Below are 20066 nucleotides of genomic sequence, written 5' to 3' on the forward strand. Positions count from 1 at the left end.
TTCCGGGTACAGAAACAACTTTTACATCTCTTATGCCATGGTCAGCCAACATTTTTTCGGCAACCTCTTTACCAGTCATTCCATTTGACAATGGGACTAAAGAATATTTTTTGAATTTGTTTTTGAGTCGGCTACTAACGATACCACCGACAATCATGAAAAATATAATAATTAACCAAATCATAAATCTTGTTTTAATTAGGTGCAAAGTTAAGAAATATGTAAGATTTTAAGCAAAAAAAAAGCGTATCATTTACGATACACTTTTTTTTAAATTTAGTTGAATGCTTAGAATCTGTATGCTAAACCTAATTTAAATGATCCATTTCTTTCATCAGAATCATCTGCTTGCAAATCCATAGTGTAGTTAGGCTCTACATAAAAGCTACCAAACGCTGCAAAGCTGTACCCTGCACCTAAACGTAGGTTGTCAGAAAAGTCTTCAGTTGAAGTGTTTGCTGTAAGATAAATTGATTCATTCCAATTGTAACGAACAAATAATCTGAAATCTTCATCATCATGGTCAGCATGTTCAGCTTCTGTTTCACCTTCATGAACACCTTCACCCATAATAATTGCACCAACAGTCCAAGTATCATTAAATGCGTAACCAAAACCAAAATTAGTAGTCTCTGTAATGTTTTCAGCATCAAATTCTTCAAGGTCTAAATCAGCTGTTACCATAAATTGAGCAGAAGCTATCAAGCTTGAAAATACTACTGCAGCTGTTAAAAGCATTTTTTTCATAATTTTATAATTTAAAAATAGATTAATATTTTGCAAATATCTTAATTTCTTATCATCTCACAATATATTTTTGTTGATTTTTAAAATAAATATCCTATTTCTTGATTATTTCAAGAGTAATTTTTCAGATATTTGCTTGATTTTTAAGATTTAAAAAATGAGCAATAAACCAAGTATTTTAAAAGGTACAAGAGATTTTTCCTCTTCCGAGATGAGGAAGAGAAATTATGTTTTTCAAATGATCAAAAAGTCGTTTGACAAGTATGGTTTTGAGCAAATTGAAACGCCATCTATAGAAAAACTAGAAACCTTGACTGGTAAATATGGCGATGAAGGAGATCAATTGATTTTTAAAATCTTGAAATCTGGTGATTATTTGTCAAAATCACAAATTGATAAGGCTACAACTTCTAAATCCTTAACTCAACAGATATCTGACAAAGCGCTAAGATATGACTTAACTGTGCCATTTGCTAGGTATGTTGCGCAAAATAGAAATGATATCACTTTTCCTTTTAGACGTTATCAAATGCAAAATGTATGGCGAGCTGATAGACCACAAATGGGAAGGTTTAGAGAATTCTATCAGTGTGATGCCGATATTATAGGCACAACATCTCTAATAGCAGAAATAGAATTAGTTCAGCTTTATGACGAGGTATTCAACACATTAGGTATAGATGATGTAACTATCAAAATTAACAATAGGAAAATTTTGAGTGGAATAGCTCAAGTTGTTGGCGAAGAAGATAAAATAATTGATATTACCGTTGCACTAGATAAAATCGATAAAATAGGCCAGGCAAAAGTTAAAGACGAAATGTATAGTAAAGGCATTTCTAAGGAGACGGTTAGTAAAATGGATATCCTTTTTGATTTAAAAGGAGAAAATACGGATAAATTAACAGCTTTAAAGTCTTTTCTAGAAGGATCAGCAATTGGTTTGGAAGGTATTGATGAGTTAACGGATGTGGTTAATCGATTAGAAAGTTTAAAGCTACAATGTGCTGCTTTAGAGATTGATGTAACTCTTGCAAGAGGTTTGAACTACTATACTGGTGCTATTTTTGAAGTTCAAGCTAATGGGGTTGATATTGGTAGTATTGGTGGAGGCGGTAGATATGATAATTTGACAGGTATATTTGGACTTGATAACGTGTCTGGTGTAGGTATTTCATTTGGTTTTGATAGAATTTGTATTGTACTTGAAAGTCTTGGTTTATTCCCTGATTTGACTGAAAAAGGTACTCAGGTTTTGTTCGCTAATTTTGGCGATATAGAGGCCGATTATTGCTTGAAGATGTTAAAACAATTGAGGAGTGAGGGGGTGCAGTCAGAGATATATCCAGACAAAGCCAAGATGAAAAAACAAATGCAATATGCAGATAGAAAAAACGTTCAATACGTATTATTAATTGGTGAAAATGAAATGAAAACCAATACAATAACAGTCAAAAATATGTTTGATGGTTCGCAAAAAAGTATGACCTTTGAACAATTATTATTAACAATTAAATAAACCTACCTATGAAAAATTTATTGACAATAGCATTCGTTATGACTTTAATGTTCGCTTGTACCCAAAAAAACGATTCGCCTGTTATTAATTCAATAACACTTACGTCTTCAAACATTCAAAAAGCAGATGGTGCTTTTTTAGAGTTTATCTATGAATTTTCTGATGATAACGGATTAAACCAGTTTAGAGTTTCAGTTCTTGATAATTTTGAAAATGCTCGTTTACAATCTGCACCTTGGAATTTTGAAAGAGACTACAACCTTTCAGGTACAAATGTGAATGATACTCTTCAAATAGCTCTTCCATATCCAGATTTAGAGCCTGGCAGATACGAGTTAACAATTACCGTACAGGATATTGATGGCGAGGAAACAGCTCAAAACAAATCTTTTTATATTGTTGAGTAATTTCAGCTTAGGCTGTATCAATGAGGGCGGATATAATCACCATAGGCGATGAGATATTAATAGGTCAAACTATTGATACAAACTCGGCATGGATAGGAGATTTTTTAGAAAGTAATGGCATTCAAGTTGTTGAGATAAGTACCATATCTGATAAACAAGAGCATATAGTGTCCGCTCTCAATAATTCATTAAAACATTCGGATTTCATTTTTTTAACCGGCGGACTTGGACCTACTAAAGATGATATTACTAAACAGACCTTATGTGATTTTTTTGGCGATAAACTAGTATTGAGTCAAGAAGTTTTAAAAGATATCAAAGCTTATTTTGAGTTGAGAAATAGAATGGTTAATGAGTATACCGAGTTACAAGCTTTGGTTCCTTCCAAATGTAAAGTCATTAGAAATAGGAAGGGTACGGCGCCAGGAATGTGGTTTGAGCACAATGGAAAGGTAATAGTTTCTATGCCTGGTGTCCCTTATGAAATGAAGTCAATGATGCAACTTGTTCTCTTTAAGCTAAAAGAGGCCTATAGTTTGTTGGAGATTGTTCACAAGACGGTTTATACTAGGGGAATTATAGAATCGCATTTAGCAGAGTTGATTGTTGATTGGGAGAATTCATTGCCTAAGGAGATAAAATTAGCCTATTTGCCTTCTGCAAGTTGCCTGATGTTGCGTTTTACAGCTAGGGGGAATGATAGAGCGTATATTGAAAATCTGATTGATGAAAATATTGAAACCCTCAAAACAATAATTGGCCCTTATTTTTCTAAGTATCAAAAACGTTTGAATGAGGAGGTCGTTGGGCAAATAATGAATGAAAAAGATTGCAGTATTTCTACAGCTGAAAGCTGTACAGGAGGCAATATAGCCAAGATGATAACCTCTATTTCTGGTAGTTCAGAATATTTCAAAGGTTCATTGGTCGCTTATTCTAAAAAAATTAAAGAAGATGTTCTAAAAGTAAGTTCTGATACAATTTCTGCATACGGACTTGTCAGTGAAGAAGTCGTGCGAGAAATGGCGCAATGTTCTCAAAGGTTATTTAATAGCGATTTTGCTATTTCTACCTCTGGATTGGCAGAATTAGTCGATAGTGCAGGTGTTAAAGGAGGTACAATTTGTATGGCAGTAGCTACACCATTAAATGTATATTCTCAAACCGTTGCTTACAATACAGATAGAGATACAAATATCATTAGAGCTTCAAATGCGGCACTTAATTTTTTGATTAGTGTAGCAGAAAAATAAAAGGGTAGTTTTTTTAATAAATAAGTTTATATTTGCAACCCAAAATAATTAAACAATACGGAGATGGCAAGAATTTGCGACATAACAGGTAAGAAAGTAATGGTTGGAAACAATGTTTCTCACTCTAACAGAAAAACCAAAAGAAAATTTTACCCAAACTTACAGACTAAGAAATTTTTTATTCCAGAGTCTGGCGAATGGATTACTTTAAAAGTATCAGCAAGTGCGCTAAGAACTATTGATAAAAATGGTATCACTTCAGTATTGAAAAAAGCATTAGAAAACGATAACGTATTGTTGTAATTTACAATACCTCTTTTTAAATAAGAATAAAGTTGTTACATTTGGTAACAGCTTTTTTTTTAACCTTACATACAACATTTATGAAATTTAGTTTAAGAATTCTGACCATATCCATCTTGTCTTCTCTAGTAATTATTTCTTGTAAAAAGGAAGATGTTAATATTAATGAAGACATAAATCCTAGCGGTGGAGAAGATAATATTGAGACTATATTTGGATGTATGGTTGATACGGCATGTAATTATAATAGTCTTGCCAATTTTGATAACCAATCGTGTGATTACCTATCTTGCTACGGATGTACCGACGAGTTGGCTTTCAATTATGATCAAGAAGCTACTTTTGATGATGGAAGCTGTACATATGCCTCTCAAATAATGGTAAATAATTGGGCGGTTGAGTCGAATTGTGATGGTATTTTAATGTCTGAACTAATTGATTTTGGCGCTAGTGAAATTACTATTGTAGAAGGTGCAAATGAAGGTGATTTAATTGTCGATTTTGGATTATTTACCTTAGAGGGAACTATAGATAATGACGGTAATATCTCTGTGAGTGGTGAAGATCCAACTGGATTAACACAATTGTCAGGCACTGGGTTTTTGCAATCAGAGAATACAGCGATTATTAATATTACTGCAACGTTTATGCTTTTGTCAGAAAATTGTACATTGACACTCACTTTAATTGAGTAAATCAATTGAACAAACTATGAACAAACTATGAAAAAACTCATTTTACTTACAATTCTATTTCAATCTTTATTTGCTTATTCTCAAGAATTTGGTAGGAAAGATAGTTTGCGAGGGTTTCTTTCTCCTGAACGGTTATGCTATGACGTAAACTATTACCATTTAAAAATATCTGTAGATCCAGAAGAAAAATTCATTAAAGGTTATTCTGAGATACATTTTGAAGCCCAATCTGATTTTGAACTAATTCAGATTGATTTATTTGATAATATGCGTATTTCGGAAATCCTTTTCGAAGGGAGAACGCAAAATTACACTAGAGAATTCAATGCTGTATTTGTCAATTTTGATACTATAGTAAAAAAAGGACAGCAGAGTTATATCAGAGTCTACTATGAAGGTAATCCTAGGGTAGCTATTAATCCCCCTTGGGATGGAGGTTTTTCCTGGGATAAAGACAAAAATGGTAAGGACTGGATAGGAGTTTCTTGTCAGGGCTTAGGAGCTAGTTCGTGGTGGCCCAACAAAGACCATCAGTCCGATGAACCTGATAGTATGCTGATAAGTTGTCAAGTTCCTGCTGGTCTGCAATGCATCTCAAATGGAAATTTACGTTTTCACGACTTACGCAAATCCACTAAGCTATACAACACTTACCATTGGTTCGTGTCATATCCTATTAATAATTACGATATCTCTCTTAATATCGGTGATTATTCACATTTTTCTGATGAATACATAAGTGGTGTGGATACCTTAGCGTTAGATTATTATGTTTTACCCTATAATTTAGAAAAAGCAAAAAAGCAATTTCAGTCGGTTAAACCTATGCTTCATTGTCTTGAAAAATACCTAGGTCCTTATCCTTTTTGGAACGATGGTTTTGCTCTAGTAGAAACACCTTATTTAGGCATGGAACATCAAAGTGCTATTGCCTACGGCAATCAATATAAACTGGGTTACCTGGGCAATACACGTTTTACCGCTGGATTAGGATTTGATTACATTATTATTCATGAAAGTGGTCACGAGTGGTGGGGTAATAGTATTACGGCTAATGATATTGCTGATATGTGGATTCAAGAAACCTTTTGCACTTACGCTGAAGTTCTGTATGTAGAATGTACGTATGGCTATGACGCTATGATTAAATATGTTAAAAATCAAATGTCTATGGCTCAAAATAGAAGAGCAATAGTAGGAACGCCAGACGTTCACCACAAGGGAAGTAGCGATATGTATGCTAAAGGAAGTGCATTTTTACACACTCTAAGAAGTCATGTAGAAAACGACACTTTATGGTTTGATATCATTAAATCAATGACTAATCACTTCAAGCATCAGACTATTGATGGCCGTGATGTTTTAGACTATATAAATGATAAAAGTGGTCGTAATTTTGATATGTTGTATCAGCAATATTTATATACACCAAAATTACCTGAGTTAGAATATAAACTCAGTGGTTGGGGTAAGAGAAAAACACTTAAATACAGATGGAATGCTATTAACGGCTTCGATATGCCTATAAAAGTGACTTTAGAAAATGGTAAGTTCGATTGGATTTATCCTGAAAAAGAATGGAAAGAGATGAAATTATCTATTTGGAGAAAAGATTTTCAGATAGCAGACCATTTATTTTTGATTGACGTTAAAAAGCTTCAATAGTATTTGTAGATAACAATAGTTTAATTAAATTTGCAACCCAATAATTTTTAAGCAAATGGCTAAGAAAGGAAATAGAGTTCAAGTGATTTTAGAATGTACAGAGCACAAAGCATCTGGACAAGCAGGTACATCTCGTTACGTTACTACAAAGAACAAAAAGAATACACCGGACAGAATGGAGTTGAAAAAGTTCAATCCAATTCTTAAAAAAATGACGGTTCACAAAGAAATTAAATAAGCAATTTAAAGCTGATATATTATGGCAAAGAAGGCAGTAGCATCTTTACAGAAAAGAGGAGCAAAAGATTTTACAAAAGTAATCAAGATGACTAAGTCTGAGAAGACAGGTTCTTACGGTTTTAAATCAGAAATCGTTCCTAAAGATAAAGTGAACGAATTTTTGGCTAAGAAATAAACCTTATCTTATAACTTAATGGACTGAGCTTCTTGAAAAAGGAGCTTTTTCTGTTTAATAACAGCGTATAACTATGGGAATATTTGGTTTTTTTTCAAAAGATAAAAAGGATAAACTCGATAAAGGTTTAGAAAAAACGAAAGAAAATGTTTTCGGTAAGTTATCACGTGCCGTTGCCGGTAAGTCTAAAGTAGACGAGGAGGCTCTTGACGACATAGAAGAAGCTTTAATCACTTCAGACATAGGTGTTGAAACGACTCTTAAAATTATTGAAAGACTAGAGGAAAGGGTGGCAAAAGATAAATACCTCGATGCCAATGAAATTAATGCCTTTCTTAAAGATGAGATAAGCCAATTACTAGAAGAAAGTAATAACACTGATGAAGTAAACTTTGTGGTGCCTGAAACAGATGGTCCTTATGTTATTATGGTAGTCGGTGTTAATGGTGTTGGCAAAACAACAACCATTGGGAAGTTGGCTCATCAATTTAAAAAAGAAGGCAAAAAAGTAGTTCTAGGTGCTGCCGATACCTTTAGAGCTGCTGCTGTAGATCAATTAGTTATTTGGTCTGAAAGAGTAGGAGTAGAGATAGTAAAGCAAGACATGGGCTCTGACCCTGCATCTGTAGCTTTTGATACGGTACAATCTGCTAAAACTAAGGGGGCTGATGTAGTCATTATTGATACGGCAGGTCGATTGCATAATAAAGTCAATCTGATGAACGAATTGACTAAAATTAGAAATGTAATGACTAAGGTTATCCCTAACGCTCCACACGATGTAATGTTAGTTCTAGATGCTTCTACAGGGCAAAACGCTATTGAACAAGCCAAACAATTTACCCTTGCAACAAAAGTAGATTCATTAGCTTTAAGTAAGCTAGATGGTACTGCTAAAGGTGGTGTGGTTATTGGTATTTCTGATCAATTCAAAATACCTGTTCGCTATATAGGTGTAGGAGAAGGAATAGAAGATTTACAAGTGTTCAATAAAAAAGAGTTTGTGGACTCTTTATTCAACTAAGATGAGGACAAAGTCGCTTAAAAATAATAAAATCAACGTTATCACCCTGGGGTGTTCAAAAAACATTTACGATTCTGAAGTCTTGATGGGGCAATTGAAAGCCAATAAGATGGAAGTAGAGCACGAGTCTGAAAAAGACGATGCCAATATAGTAGTAATCAATACTTGTGGGTTCATAGATAACGCTAAGGAAGAATCCGTCAATACTATTATTGAACAGGCCGAACGCAAATCAGATGGTAAAATTGATAAGCTATTTGTTACAGGATGTTTGTCAGAACGTTACAAGCCCGATTTAGAGAAAGAAATCCCTAATGTAGACGAGTATTTTGGCACAACTGACTTGCCAAAATTGTTACAGGCTCTAGGAGCAGATTATAAGCATGAGCTGATAGGGGAACGCATGACAACTACACCCAAGCATTATGCTTTTTTGAAAATTGCAGAAGGTTGTGACCGTCCTTGTTCTTTCTGTGCTATCCCTTTGATGCGTGGTAAGCATAAATCCAAACCTATAGAGGATTTGGTCAAAGAGGCTACTAACTTAGCTAGGGACGGCGTTAAAGAACTTATTCTAATCGCTCAAGATTTGACTTACTACGGACTGGATTTGTACAAATCAAGAAGGTTAGCTGACTTACTGCTTGCTTTATCAGAGGTTGAGGGTGTAGAATGGATACGTTTGCATTACGCTTTTCCAACAGGCTTTCCTGAAGATGTTTTGGAAGTGATTCGAACTAACGATAAAATTTGTAACTACATCGATATTCCTTTGCAGCATATAAGCGATTCTGTTTTAAAATCCATGCGAAGAGGAACGACTCATCAAAAAACAGATGCTCTATTGAAAAAGTTTAGAGAAGATGTTCCTGGAATGGCTATTCGCACCTCCCTAATTGTAGGTTATCCAGGCGAATCAGAAGAAGATTTTCAAGAACTCAAGCAATGGGTCAGTGATACTGAATTTGACCGTTTGGGTGTATTTACTTATTCACACGAAGAAAACACCCATGCTCACCTATTAGAAGACGATGTGCCAGAAGAAATTAAACACCAAAGGGCTGAAGAGATAATGGAGCTACAAAGCGATATTTCTTATCGACTCAATCAAGCCAAAGTGAGCCAGACCTTTAAAGTGCTTTTTGATAGGAAAGAAGGGGAGTACTTTATTGGTAGAACTGAATTTGATTCACCAGATGTAGATAATGAGGTGTTAGTCAAAGCCACAGACTCATATGTTAGAATGGGCGACTTTGCCAATGTCAAAATCACCCATGCTGATCACTACGACCTCTATGGAGATATAGTGTAATTATTCAATAAGAGTATAAGTCTTCGGAGTAGGACTCGTTTCGTTGATTACTCTAATTTCGTTTCCACCTATTTTTGCTAAATAGATAAGATTGATGTCATCATTTTTGTCCGTAAATTCCAAATTGTTGTAACTATTATATTTGATTATTTGCTCAACTGCAATGCTATTTTCTTTACAAGAATCCATATAACTTATGGACGTTTTGCCTGTATTGAGTAAGCGCTCCAATACGATATCATCTTCTGAAATAATGAGGTTTTCGGTATAGTTAGTGGAGTCAGTATAAATCCAACTTCCTCTTATCCATTCAGGAGGTGTGATGCTAGGGTCAGGTGTTGGAGGTTTTTCGTAAGGGTCGCAAGAGAAAATAAATAGTGCTACAATAGCTAATGGTAAAAATTTCAAGGTTTGTTTTTTTTAAGTTTAGCAAAGTTATCAATTTATTTTAATTTTAACATTATTTTCAGATAACCTGTATTGCGACTGCCATGAAAACCGTTTGTAATATTATAACCTAAAAGAGTTAGGTCGACAACAAATCGTCTATGCTCTTTTCCAAATCGTAAGCCAAGATTGGCATAAGGCCTTATATAAGAATCTCTAGTTGAGGTAAAATTTTTATTTTCTGTTTCATTGAATAAATAATCTATACTAAAGTTATTTGTTTTTGAATAATCGCCACCAGCAATAATGAATGTGTTAACACGTCTTTCTCTTGAAAACATGAATCTAGCATTTAAATTAAGGTCAATGATGCTCTTCTTTACGAAACTAATATTGACATTATGCGAAGAGTATGTGTAATTACCGTTGTTAATGTTAAATGTCAAATCAAATTTTTTGCTCAGATTTTTCTCAATACTTAATCCAACTTTATTTCCATAGCCCCAGTGGTCACCAACAGGGTTAAAAAGAGGTTTCCAGAAAATAGAGATGATTTAGGCTTTTCTTGTGCAAACAGTGCGTTGGAGATCAGTAATATGAAGAGTAGTTTTTTCACGAGGTTAAATCAGTTTGTTTACTTGAGTTTTAGGAGATGGATGCTTCAGTCTTCTTGAAAGCTGAATTTTCCTTTACAGTACGCTTTCTTTTTCATTTTTCTATCGAAATCAGCTCTTAGCACAGGAGGCACATAGAATTCCATTTCATCGTGATAGCGATACAGTCCTGCTTTTAATTTTGTAATGGATTCTCCTCTAGGCTCTGATAGGTAGAATTCATTAATAAGAATCATTTCAAAATATTGGTAAGCTAGTGTTTGTAATGCGACCTCTATAAGCTCATAATCTCTATCTGATACATCTTGAGGAGGATTGGCATATATGGTTTCTTTAACTTTTAGCTGATAGCGGTAGCCCCATTCAAAATCAAAGCCTTTGACATATTCCACATAAGGATTGTCCGAGACTAAAGTAAGTGATGTGAAAAAAGCACCATTGCTAAGTTTTTTATACGGTTCTATAGTAATGCTGAATTCACTGACTTTATCAGATTGAGAATCTTGATAATCTTCAGCAATGATTTGGGAGAAGGAAAAAAAAGAAGTAAAAATACAGAGGGTGATTAGATAAATTTTATTCATGATTAAGTAACTATTGATTTAATCTCTTATTTTATGGTATAAATAAATTCTAACTTTTTCATTTTACTTACTTTTGCCTGAAAGTGAGTTCAAAGCAAATACCATATCGTAAAATTAATGTTTTAAGCCCTTTGGTGCAAGACTATTTAGATGAAAAGCCTGATTTGTCAGTTTTTTATGGTCGATATAATAAGATAGACAATTACCGCACACAAATACAGGATAGAAGTCAATTTTCTACTGATAGACAAACTCTTGTTGAGGTTTTGAAAAGGCAAAACGCTACTCTTGAATTGTCAGATTTATCAAAAGAGAATATTGAGTCGCTAGAGTCTGAGGATACTTTTACTGTTACTACAGGTCATCAGTTGTGTTTGTTTACTGGGCCTTTGTATTTTATATACAAGATAGTTTCAACAATTAACCTTGCTAAGGAATTGAAGAAACACTACCCATCAAAGCATTTTGTGCCTATTTTTTGGATGGCTTCAGAAGATCACGATTTTGATGAAATTAATCATGCACAATTATTCGGTCAGACTGTAAGGTGGAATACTAAACAGGGCGGAGCAGTTGGGAGAATGAATTTAAACGATATACCTTCCGTTTTGAAAGAGTTGGATGCCATGATTGGAGATGATGAAAACGCTCAACAATTAAAAGGCATTTTTCACAAGGCTTATTCTGCGCAGAACTTGGCACAAGCTAGTCGTATTTTGGTTAATAGTTTATTCAAAAACGATGGTCTTGTTATCCTAGATGGTGACGATTTTCAGCTAAAAAAACTATTCGTTGAGGTCATGAAAAAGGATATTTGCGAAAAGTCTTTTGCTTCTATCATAGCCTTACAATCAGAAAAGTTAAGTAAAAACTACAAAGCTCAGGCGCATGTTAGAGAAATAAATTTTTTCAAGTTAGAAGAGGGAGGGAGAGAAAGAATAGCTTCGCCCTTAGATGCGCAAGAGGTTGTTAATTCTGCTGAAAATTTTAGTCCTAACGTTCTCATGCGACCACTTTATCAAGAGTTGATATTACCTAACTTAGCATATATTGGCGGAGGTGCTGAAATGGCGTATTGGATGCAGTTAAAAACAGCCTTTGAATTTGAAAATATACCCTTTCCTATTTTGGTTTTAAGGAATTCACTTTTGTTAAGCCATTCGTCACAGCTCAACAAAATTGAGAAATTGGGCTTTTCAGTAGAAGACTTTTTCAATTCTGAAGCTGATTTACATAAGCAATACATACAATCTCAAAAAGATTTTTCACTAGATCGTGAGCTAGATTCTTTAACTCAATTGTTCGATAAAATGAAAAGTAAATTTGAGGGAGACGCACACAAGCCCATCATAGATGCCGAACATAAGAGGCAAAAGAACTCCTTGGAGAAGTTAGCTAAAAAACTATACCGAATAGAAAAAGTTAAGCATGAGACAGCTCTTTCGCAGATTTCAAAGATAAAGGCTAGTTTTTTTCCAAACGCTACTTTACAAGAACGCTACGATAATTTTATTCCCTATTATTTAAAATATGGTGATAACTTTATAAAAAAGTTAAAAGACGAACTCAACCCACTAGATACTAATTTTGTAGTTTTAGCCCTTTAAATTCAATGTCAAATGGCTCAAGAAAAGATACTTATACTAGATTTTGGTTCTCAATATACTCAGCTCATTGCGCGAAGAGTCAGAGAGCTTAATATCTATTGTGAAATCCATCCCTTCAATAAAATACCAGAATTGACTGATAACCTCAAAGGTGTTGTCCTTTCGGGAAGTCCATCTTCTGTACGAGATGATAATGCGCCAATACCTAATTTGGATGGTATTATTGGGGTGTTGCCAGTTTTGGGTGTTTGTTATGGCGCACAGCATCTTGCTAAAATAAATGGGGGTGAAGTTTTGCCTTCAAAAATTCGTGAATATGGTAGAGCAAAGTTATCCTTTGTGAACTCTTCTAATTCACTTTTTAAGGGTATTTCAGAGGGTTCTCAAGTGTGGATGAGTCACGGAGACACCATTACTTCTTTGCCGAATTCTTGTGAAATTATAGCTTCAACTGAAGATGTACAAGTAGCTGGTTACCAATTCATTAACGAAAAAACATTTGCTATACAATTTCATCCAGAAGTCTATCATTCGACTGATGGCAAACAATTGTTATCTAACTTTTTAATTGATGTTTGTGAATGCTCTCAAGACTGGACTCCAGACTCTTTTGTGCAACGAACGGTAGATGAATTAAAAGCCAAATTGGGTAATGATAAAGTCGTTCTTGGGCTGTCTGGTGGTGTAGACTCAACCGTTGCCAGTGTGTTATTACATAAGGCAATTGGCGACAATCTATATTGCATTTTTGTTGATAATGGCTTGTTACGTAAAAACGAGTTTGAGAACGTTTTGGAGCAATATAAAGAAATGGGTCTTAATATCAAGGGCGTTGATTCTAAGGATCGATTCTACCAAGTTTTAGATGGTGTTAGCGACCCTGAAGCTAAGCGAAAAGCAATAGGTAATAAATTTATAGATATTTTTGATGATGAGGCGCACCTCATAAAAGATGTGAAGTGGTTGGCTCAAGGAACTATTTATCCTGATGTCATTGAGTCGGTATCTGCTACTGGAGGACCATCAGCAACTATTAAATCGCATCACAATGTTGGAGGATTACCAGACTTTATGAAGCTTAAAGTTGTTGAACCCTTGAATACACTCTTTAAAGATGAGGTTCGAAGAATAGGACGTTCTATGAATATTGATGAATCCTTATTAGGAAGACACCCTTTCCCTGGTCCAGGATTAGCCATTCGTATATTGGGAGATGTTACCAAAGAAAAAGTAAGAATATTGCAAGAAGTAGATCATATTTTTATTTCTTCTCTTATATCTGAAGGATTATACGATAAGGTTTGGCAAGCAGGAGCTATATTTTTACCTGTTCAGTCGGTAGGAGTAATGGGAGACGAAAGAACTTATGAGAATGCAGTAGCTTTGAGAGCTGTAGAATCTACTGATGGTATGACAGCTGATTGGGTACACTTACCCTATGAGTTTTTAGCCAAAGTATCCAACGATATTATTAATAAGGTAAAAGGGATAAACAGAGTGGTATACGATATCAGTTCTAAACCACCAGCAACCATAGAATGGGAATAATAAAAATAACTTTAGAAAGTTAAATGTGTATGACAAGATTAGCAATATGTTTAGTTTTTTTTAGTGTCTTTTCTGGCTTTTTTGCTAAAGCACAGACTCAAGATACTATTATTGACAACAAACCTTATGCTATTCATGTGGTTCAGCCTAGAGAGACATTATATGGTATTTCACGCCAATACAATGCTGAACTTAATGATTTAGTTGTCTCTAATCCTGCAGTAATTCAAGGATTGCACGTAGGATTTCATCTTTTAGTGCCTTTACGCCATGACATTGTCAAAACCATTAGTTCAGATACCGTATTTTCTGATTATAGTCCGAAAGAACTGTCATCAAATGATACGGTTAAGTTTATGGATATTCAAAGGTCTAATTTCCCGATTTATGAATTAGATTCAACAGTAGTTAAAGTAGCATTACTTTTGCCCTTTTATTTGGATTTTAACGACTCTTTGAAGGTAAATAATAGGGGTAAAAATATGATTTACCCTAAGTCAAAAGTCGCTTTGGATTTTTACTTTGGCTTTCAACTTGCTATTGATAGTTTAACTCAATTAGGATATAAAATTGATTTAATGGTTTTGGATGTGCCCAACGATTCAGTTTTTGAATCTATCCTTACTTCAAATATTTTGTATGACCGAGAGTATATTTTTGGACCTATCTACATTAGGCAGTTCGAGGAATTAGCTAAATTCTATGGTTACGATACTAAGAAGAAGCTTATTTCACCACTTTCGTACATGAGTGTGAAAAACAATTACTTAAACGTCTATCAGTCAGTACCATTATCACAGGTTCAGATAGATGTTCTTGTAAATTATCTTTTGAGATCAAATAATAGTGATAAATTAATATTATTAGGACAAGAGAATGAAGATGAGTTGATTTCTTACGCTAAAAAGAAATTGAGTTTACAGATAATGAATAAAAGGTGTCAAGTTTTTACTTTTAACAAAGCTGAGTTATCCGATAGAGATTTTCTTAAAAGTAAGCTTAGATCGGATAAAAATATCATCATTGTACCGTCTAACGACCGTTCGTTTGTAAGTAGATTACTACCTGTTTTGGGAAGTATGGAAGATACCTTATTTTCAATTTATGGTTTAGATACATGGAATAGGTTTGATAATTTAGATTACTATGATTTGGTTAATTTAAATGTTCATTTGCCATCCATCTTTATGAATGACAATAGTGAATTTTATTCTGACTTTCTGCTTAATTACTATCAAAAGTACTTTTCTTATCCTGAAAAATATGCTTATTCTGCTTATCAGCAGTCAATGTATTTTTTGAGTAATGAGTTTAAAAACCTTCTTAATTTCGAAACATTTCGAAATACCTCCTTTAAGTCCAATACCAAATTCAATATTGTTCGATATGTTGATTTTGAAAGGCTTATAGTTCAATAATAGTCTGCTCTATTTTCTTTGTTAGTTTAAGTAAGAGTCATATTTGTTATATTTGTACCTCTTTTTAAACTTAATAAGTTCGACCTTGAAATATTATATACTGCTACTTTCTTTGTTTTTTGCATCCTTTACTAATGCTCAAGTTTTTCAAGGTACGGGAGGTAATATTCCAGATGCTACATTTTTTGGACCATCTCCATGGTTTGACTATTACTTGAATGTTAACTCAGTCGGAACAATAAATTGTGATATAACTGTATGTTTAGATATTTCTCATACCTACACAGATGATTTAGATATTAGGCTCATTTCCCCTTCTGGTACGATTGTTTACTTATCCACTGATAATGGAGGTGCTGGCGATAATTACACAAATACTTGTTTTACAACTTCCGCCACAACCAATATAACAGCAGGTAATGCTCCTTTTACAGGTGACTATGTGCCTGAGGGCAATTTATCAAGTTTTAATGGACAAAATGCTAACGGTCAGTGGCGTTTGCAAATAAGGGATGATGACTGGATTTTTTCAGGAACACTTAATTCTTGGTCTATTGATTTTACCTGTCAGGCGGATTGTGAAGATGGTGAAGAAGGATATACTCTTAATTTATTTGATTCCTATGGGGATGGATGGGATCATGGTTCTGGACACCTAGTAACAATTAATGGAGTAGATTATGGCGGTTATGATTTCACTACAGGAACTTTTTATTCTTATACGATTTGTTTAGATCCAACAGATTGTTTTGATATATCTTTTACAGACGGTGGACCATGGGAGTATGAATGTTCCTATGAGCTTGTCAATAACCTTGGAGTTACCATTTTTTCGGGAAACCACTTAACAGCTGATCAAACAATTGGAGATTGTGAAGTAGGGGGTTGTACAGACCCTGTAGCTTGTAATTATGATTCTGAAGCTGAAGAAGATGATGGAAGTTGCTTTTATTCACCTCTAGCCACAGATGACTGTGAATCATTATATTGTGCAAGTCAGCTGGGTGAACAAGTAGCAAGTCAATTTATAGGTACAAATATCAATTACCTTACTATTGATATAACAGAAGACGGTATAATTAATGAATTATTTTATGATGTATACTGGCATAGTCATGGTTGGGGTAATATAAATTTTAATATCAATAATGCCACTATAGCATTGTACGATAATCAAGGTGCTTTCGTTCAAAATATTGAAGTTATAGGAAATAATCTTAGTACTGCTAACTATCAAAATTTCACAAACACATTAAATACAGACATAAACGTATATGCTGGATATTCAATTCAAGTGATTATAAATAGTCCCAATTGGGGTGGAGGTACTTGGGAGTCTTATGTAAATGAAGCAAATATTTCGTTCACTCTCATTACAGAATCCATTAATGCTGGTAATGATATTCAGGGTTACTCGATGTGTTATGATGACCCACCAATAAATTTATTTAACTTTTTAGGAAATAACGTTGATCAAGATGGTACTTGGTCACCTGCTCTTTCTGGTGGTTATTTAGGAACATTTGATCCTCAAATTAATTCAAGTGACGATTATATATATACTGTAGTAGGTGAATGCTTATCGGATTTTTCTACTATCCCCATTACGGTTATAGATTTATTGACTCCGGAGATTGTTTCTAGTCAAGATACTATTTGTTTTGGAGCCTCATCATTAGTTACTTATTCTGTGACTTCTAATCAAGGCTCTTCATATTCTTGGTCAGTTAGTGGAGGTAATATTGTTGGTTCTTCAAATGGTAATTCAATTCAGGTAGATTGGTCGGCAACACCTATGGGTACAATCTCAAATGCTGTAGTTATAACAGAGAGTTCATATGGCTGTACTAACAGTTCATCAATTGATGTAACAGTTGTATCTAATCCGATTCCAGCTCTAAGTATAGATGATGTTGAGATATGTTTAGGTGAATCAATCACAGTAAGCACCAATGCAATTTATAATGACTATCAATGGACACCAGCAGTTATAAGTTCAAGTTCAGATGTTTATACGCCTAACTCCATTACTGACAATCAGATTACTGTAACAGTTACAGGAGATGGTGGTTGTACAACATCTGAATCTATTGACTTTACAGTTTATGAAACCCCGGTAGTAAATTTATCTATTGTTGATTCAGAAATTTGTATGTCTGATTCTTTGGTGCTAACATCTAACCCTGGATATGACGATTATTCGTGGACACCATCTACTATTTCTGGTAGTACGGATGTGTATTATCCTTCATCATCATCAGAGGATATGGTATCACTTACAGTTACTGGTGATGGGGGTTGTACAAGTACAGAGACATTAGATATCGTTGTTTACGATCTGCCTGTTGTGAACCTTACAATAGATAATCAAGAAATATGTATCGGTGAATCAGTAAACCTTAGTACAACAGCAGGATACAATAATTACGATTGGACACCTTCATCAATAAGTTCAAATTCAGACACTTACACGCCTACATCTTTAACGGATAATCTAATTTCAGTAACTATTACAGCTGACGGTGGTTGTACTTCCTCAGATTCTGTTGACATAACCATTTATGATTTGCCCATTGTTAATTTGTCAATAGACGATGCCGATTTGTGCATGGGAGAATCACTAGTTGTAAGTTCAAATCCTGCTTATAATGATTACTCTTGGACGCCATCTTCCATTACAGGTAATACAGATATTTATACTCCTTCATCATCATCAGAAGATATGATATCACTTACTATTACTGGAGATGGAGGTTGTACAAGTACAGAGACATTAGATATCGTTGTTTACGATCTGCCTGTTGTGAATCTTACAATAGATAATCAAGAAATATGTATCGGTGAATCAATAAACCTAAGTACAACAGCAGGATACAATAATTACGATTGGACGCCATCGGTAATCAATTCAAATACAGATGTTTACACACCATTATCACTAACAGATAATCAATTTTTTATTACAATAACAGGGGATGGGTCTTGTACATCAAGTGATTCTATTCAGCTTATTGTTAATCCGCTTCCTATTGTTGAAGTTTCTTTATCAGATAGCGTTATATGTTTAGGAGAGTCAATAGCTGTTAACTCGACTTCAGGTTTTGTGAATTATGATTGGACACCCACATTAATAAATACATCAAATGTAATTACCCCTTTAATAGGCCAAACGAATTACCTTGTTGAAGTTACGGATAGTAACGGTTGTATTTCTTCCGATGATGCTGATTTAGTCATCAATCAATCAACACCAATTAACCTATCTGTCAATGGTGGTAATTCCACTACAATATGTGTTGGTGAAGAGATTGATTTATTCGCTACACCTGGATTTGATTTGTATACATGGTCAGTTCCTGGATTATCATCAAATCAAGAAAGTTATGTGCCTTCAGATTTGTCAGATAATCAATTTTCTGTTATTGGTACTAACCAATTTGGATGTAATTCATCAGCAAGTTTGAATATTACTATCAATAGTATTCCAACCCCTAGTTTAATATCTGTATTATCAGATAGCATACAAACATCGCCACAAAGTATTAATTTGTGTGAAGGCATCTCAAATGTTAAATTCTCTTCCATAATAAGTAGTGATTCAAACCCTGTTGAATGGCTTTTTGTTAGTGGTAATGGTGCTGTAATTGAAAGTGGTCAAAATACATCAGAGATTGAAGTGTCATTTCCTGATGTTGAAGATTATATTTTAGAATTTAGAGAGTATGGATCTGTTAATTGTTACACCCCTCAGCAAATAGAGGTTAAGGTTAATCCTAATCCAGTCCTTGATGTAAGTTATGTAGAAGATTGTTATAAGGATTCTGTCTTTTTTACTAATAACTCTAATGTAGACACAACTATTCAAAGTGTTTCGTGGTTGGTAGAGGGGCTTAGCTTTGACAGCTACAATTTAACTTATCCTCTAGATAATAATAGTAAGATTTTTGAACTTACCATTGTTGATGTGTTGAATTGTTCTTCATCATTATCTACAAGTTTCGTTCCATCAGAGAGGCCTTATGTAGATTTTTATCACGAACCAGAAAAAATTACAATATTAGATCCTGAAGTTTCATTTGTAAACCTTTCTACTTATAACGATAGTGTTTCGTGGAGTTTTGGTGATAATCAAATGTCAGAAGAATGGGAACCTATTCATACCTACGATTCATTAGGTTGGTTTGAAGTTATTTTGAAAGTACAGAATGATGAAGGTTGTGCGGATTCTATTTCTAAACAATTATTGATTGAAAATAATCTCATTTATTATTTTCCAAGCTCTTTTACTCCAGATGGTGATGGCTTAAATGATGAGTTTGGTATCAGTGGATTTAGAAAAGATAAAATGCAAAACTACCAATTTCAAATAACCAACAGGTGGGGTGAAATAGTATTCTATTCTGAAGATGTAAATCAAAAATGGAATGGAAAAACATCTAATGGAAACGATGCTATTCCTGGAAGTTATTTGTGGTCTGTTCGAATAGTTGATGAGTTAGGAAAAGTGACTAGAAAGTTTGGTGATTTCACACTAATGAGGTAGTTGACAACTTTCATATGAAACATAT

19 protein-coding genes are annotated in these 20066 nt (G+C 34.1%); 14 read left to right on the forward strand and 5 right to left on the reverse strand.

The genetic code is table 11. The features are described 5' to 3' along the window. Positions 1-184: zinc metallopeptidase (locus tag P8I29_02490; protein MDG1916665.1), on the reverse strand; the 184-nt coding region annotated here is incomplete at its 3' end. A gap of 104 nt (positions 185-288) precedes the next feature. Then, positions 289-747: a hypothetical protein gene (locus P8I29_02495; protein MDG1916666.1), complete on the reverse strand. Its 459-nt coding sequence runs from the start codon at positions 745-747 to the stop codon at positions 289-291. Between the two features lie 157 nt (positions 748-904). Between P8I29_02495 and hisS the strand changes: the two genes are divergently transcribed. The 10 genes from hisS to rimO all read left to right on the forward strand — a co-directional run bounded on the left by hisS (position 905) and on the right by rimO (position 9340). Next, a complete protein-coding gene (gene hisS / locus P8I29_02500) occupies positions 905-2266 on the forward strand; it encodes a histidine--tRNA ligase (GenBank protein ID MDG1916667.1) in 1362 nt (453 codons plus the stop codon). Between the two features lie 8 nt (positions 2267-2274). Next, complete coding sequence (locus P8I29_02505) at positions 2275-2673, forward strand: DUF4625 domain-containing protein (protein ID MDG1916668.1); 399 nt, start codon at positions 2275-2277, stop codon at positions 2671-2673. A gap of 20 nt (positions 2674-2693) precedes the next feature. Next, on the forward strand, positions 2694-3926 hold the full coding sequence (locus P8I29_02510) for a CinA family nicotinamide mononucleotide deamidase-related protein (protein ID MDG1916669.1): 1233 nt from the start codon (positions 2694-2696) through the stop codon (positions 3924-3926). A gap of 63 nt (positions 3927-3989) precedes the next feature. Further along, entirely contained in the window at positions 3990-4229 is a 240-nt protein-coding gene (gene rpmB, locus P8I29_02515; GenBank protein ID MDG1916670.1) for a 50S ribosomal protein L28, read from the forward strand. A gap of 80 nt (positions 4230-4309) precedes the next feature. Then, positions 4310-4924, forward strand: coding sequence for a hypothetical protein (locus P8I29_02520; protein ID MDG1916671.1), 615 nt, complete (start codon positions 4310-4312; stop codon positions 4922-4924). Between the two features lie 27 nt (positions 4925-4951). Continuing rightward, positions 4952-6589: a M1 family metallopeptidase gene (locus P8I29_02525; protein ID MDG1916672.1), complete on the forward strand. Its 1638-nt coding sequence runs from the start codon at positions 4952-4954 to the stop codon at positions 6587-6589. Between the two features lie 55 nt (positions 6590-6644). Continuing rightward, on the forward strand, positions 6645-6827 hold the full coding sequence (gene rpmG / locus P8I29_02530) for a 50S ribosomal protein L33 (GenBank protein MDG1916673.1): 183 nt from the start codon (positions 6645-6647) through the stop codon (positions 6825-6827). A gap of 21 nt (positions 6828-6848) precedes the next feature. Then, the gene (locus P8I29_02535; protein MDG1916674.1) at positions 6849-7004 is read left to right on the forward strand and encodes a DUF4295 domain-containing protein; all 156 of its coding nucleotides are present in this window, start codon (positions 6849-6851) and stop codon (positions 7002-7004) included. A gap of 73 nt (positions 7005-7077) precedes the next feature. Continuing rightward, positions 7078-8028 carry a signal recognition particle-docking protein FtsY gene (gene ftsY, locus P8I29_02540; protein ID MDG1916675.1) on the forward strand — a complete coding sequence of 317 codons (951 nt, stop codon included), beginning with the start codon at positions 7078-7080 and terminating at the stop codon, positions 8026-8028. Between the two features lies 1 nt (position 8029). Further along, entirely contained in the window at positions 8030-9340 is a 1311-nt protein-coding gene (rimO, locus tag P8I29_02545) for a 30S ribosomal protein S12 methylthiotransferase RimO (protein MDG1916676.1), read from the forward strand. Here rimO and P8I29_02550 read toward each other — a convergent pair whose 3' ends face one another. From P8I29_02550 to P8I29_02560, 3 genes are all read right to left on the reverse strand, one after another. Then, the gene (locus P8I29_02550) at positions 9341-9748 is read right to left on the reverse strand and encodes a hypothetical protein (protein MDG1916677.1); all 408 of its coding nucleotides are present in this window, start codon (positions 9746-9748) and stop codon (positions 9341-9343) included. A gap of 35 nt (positions 9749-9783) precedes the next feature. After that, positions 9784-10173 (reverse strand): hypothetical protein, encoded by a 390-nt coding sequence (locus tag P8I29_02555; protein ID MDG1916678.1) that lies wholly within the window; start codon positions 10171-10173, stop codon positions 9784-9786. A 215-nt stretch (positions 10174-10388) separates the two neighbouring features. Further along, the gene (locus tag P8I29_02560; protein ID MDG1916679.1) at positions 10389-10925 is read right to left on the reverse strand and encodes a DUF4377 domain-containing protein; all 537 of its coding nucleotides are present in this window, start codon (positions 10923-10925) and stop codon (positions 10389-10391) included. A gap of 83 nt (positions 10926-11008) precedes the next feature. Between P8I29_02560 and bshC the strand changes: the two genes are divergently transcribed. The 4 genes from bshC to P8I29_02580 all read left to right on the forward strand — a co-directional run bounded on the left by bshC (position 11009) and on the right by P8I29_02580 (position 20041). Further along, positions 11009-12532, forward strand: a complete 1524-nt coding sequence (bshC, locus tag P8I29_02565; protein MDG1916680.1) for a bacillithiol biosynthesis cysteine-adding enzyme BshC — start codon at positions 11009-11011, stop codon at positions 12530-12532. A 12-nt stretch (positions 12533-12544) separates the two neighbouring features. Continuing rightward, positions 12545-14080, forward strand: coding sequence for a glutamine-hydrolyzing GMP synthase (guaA, locus tag P8I29_02570; protein MDG1916681.1), 1536 nt, complete (start codon positions 12545-12547; stop codon positions 14078-14080). 29 nt (positions 14081-14109) lie between these two features. Beyond that, a complete protein-coding gene (locus P8I29_02575) occupies positions 14110-15498 on the forward strand; it encodes a LysM domain-containing protein (GenBank protein MDG1916682.1) in 1389 nt (462 codons plus the stop codon). 85 nt (positions 15499-15583) lie between these two features. Continuing rightward, a complete protein-coding gene (locus P8I29_02580; GenBank protein ID MDG1916683.1) occupies positions 15584-20041 on the forward strand; it encodes a gliding motility-associated C-terminal domain-containing protein in 4458 nt (1485 codons plus the stop codon). Positions 20042-20066 lie beyond the last annotated feature (25 nt).

The organism is Flavobacteriales bacterium (assembly GCA_029248105.1).
In the GTDB taxonomy this organism is placed as follows: domain Bacteria; phylum Bacteroidota; class Bacteroidia; order Flavobacteriales; family UBA7312; genus UBA8444.

Excerpts from the sequence above, each read along its gene's own strand:
- P8I29_02495 (MDG1916666.1), bottom strand. The coding sequence starts at position 747 with ATGAAAAAAATGCTTTTAACAGCTGCAGTAGTATTTTCAAGCTTGATA.
- hisS (MDG1916667.1), top strand. The coding sequence starts at position 905 with ATGAGCAATAAACCAAGTATTTTAAAAGGTACAAGAGATTTTTCCTCT.
- P8I29_02505 (MDG1916668.1), top strand. The coding sequence starts at position 2,275 with ATGAAAAATTTATTGACAATAGCATTCGTTATGACTTTAATGTTCGCT.
- P8I29_02510 (MDG1916669.1), top strand. The coding sequence starts at position 2,694 with ATGAGGGCGGATATAATCACCATAGGCGATGAGATATTAATAGGTCAA.
- rpmB (MDG1916670.1), top strand. The coding sequence starts at position 3,990 with ATGGCAAGAATTTGCGACATAACAGGTAAGAAAGTAATGGTTGGAAAC.
- P8I29_02520 (MDG1916671.1), top strand. The coding sequence starts at position 4,310 with ATGAAATTTAGTTTAAGAATTCTGACCATATCCATCTTGTCTTCTCTA.
- P8I29_02525 (MDG1916672.1), top strand. The coding sequence starts at position 4,952 with ATGAAAAAACTCATTTTACTTACAATTCTATTTCAATCTTTATTTGCT.
- rpmG (MDG1916673.1), top strand. The coding sequence starts at position 6,645 with ATGGCTAAGAAAGGAAATAGAGTTCAAGTGATTTTAGAATGTACAGAG.
- P8I29_02535 (MDG1916674.1), top strand. The coding sequence starts at position 6,849 with ATGGCAAAGAAGGCAGTAGCATCTTTACAGAAAAGAGGAGCAAAAGAT.
- ftsY (MDG1916675.1), top strand. The coding sequence starts at position 7,078 with ATGGGAATATTTGGTTTTTTTTCAAAAGATAAAAAGGATAAACTCGAT.
- rimO (MDG1916676.1), top strand. The coding sequence starts at position 8,030 with ATGAGGACAAAGTCGCTTAAAAATAATAAAATCAACGTTATCACCCTG.
- P8I29_02560 (MDG1916679.1), bottom strand. The coding sequence starts at position 10,925 with ATGAATAAAATTTATCTAATCACCCTCTGTATTTTTACTTCTTTTTTT.
- guaA (MDG1916681.1), top strand. The coding sequence starts at position 12,545 with ATGGCTCAAGAAAAGATACTTATACTAGATTTTGGTTCTCAATATACT.
- P8I29_02575 (MDG1916682.1), top strand. The coding sequence starts at position 14,110 with ATGACAAGATTAGCAATATGTTTAGTTTTTTTTAGTGTCTTTTCTGGC.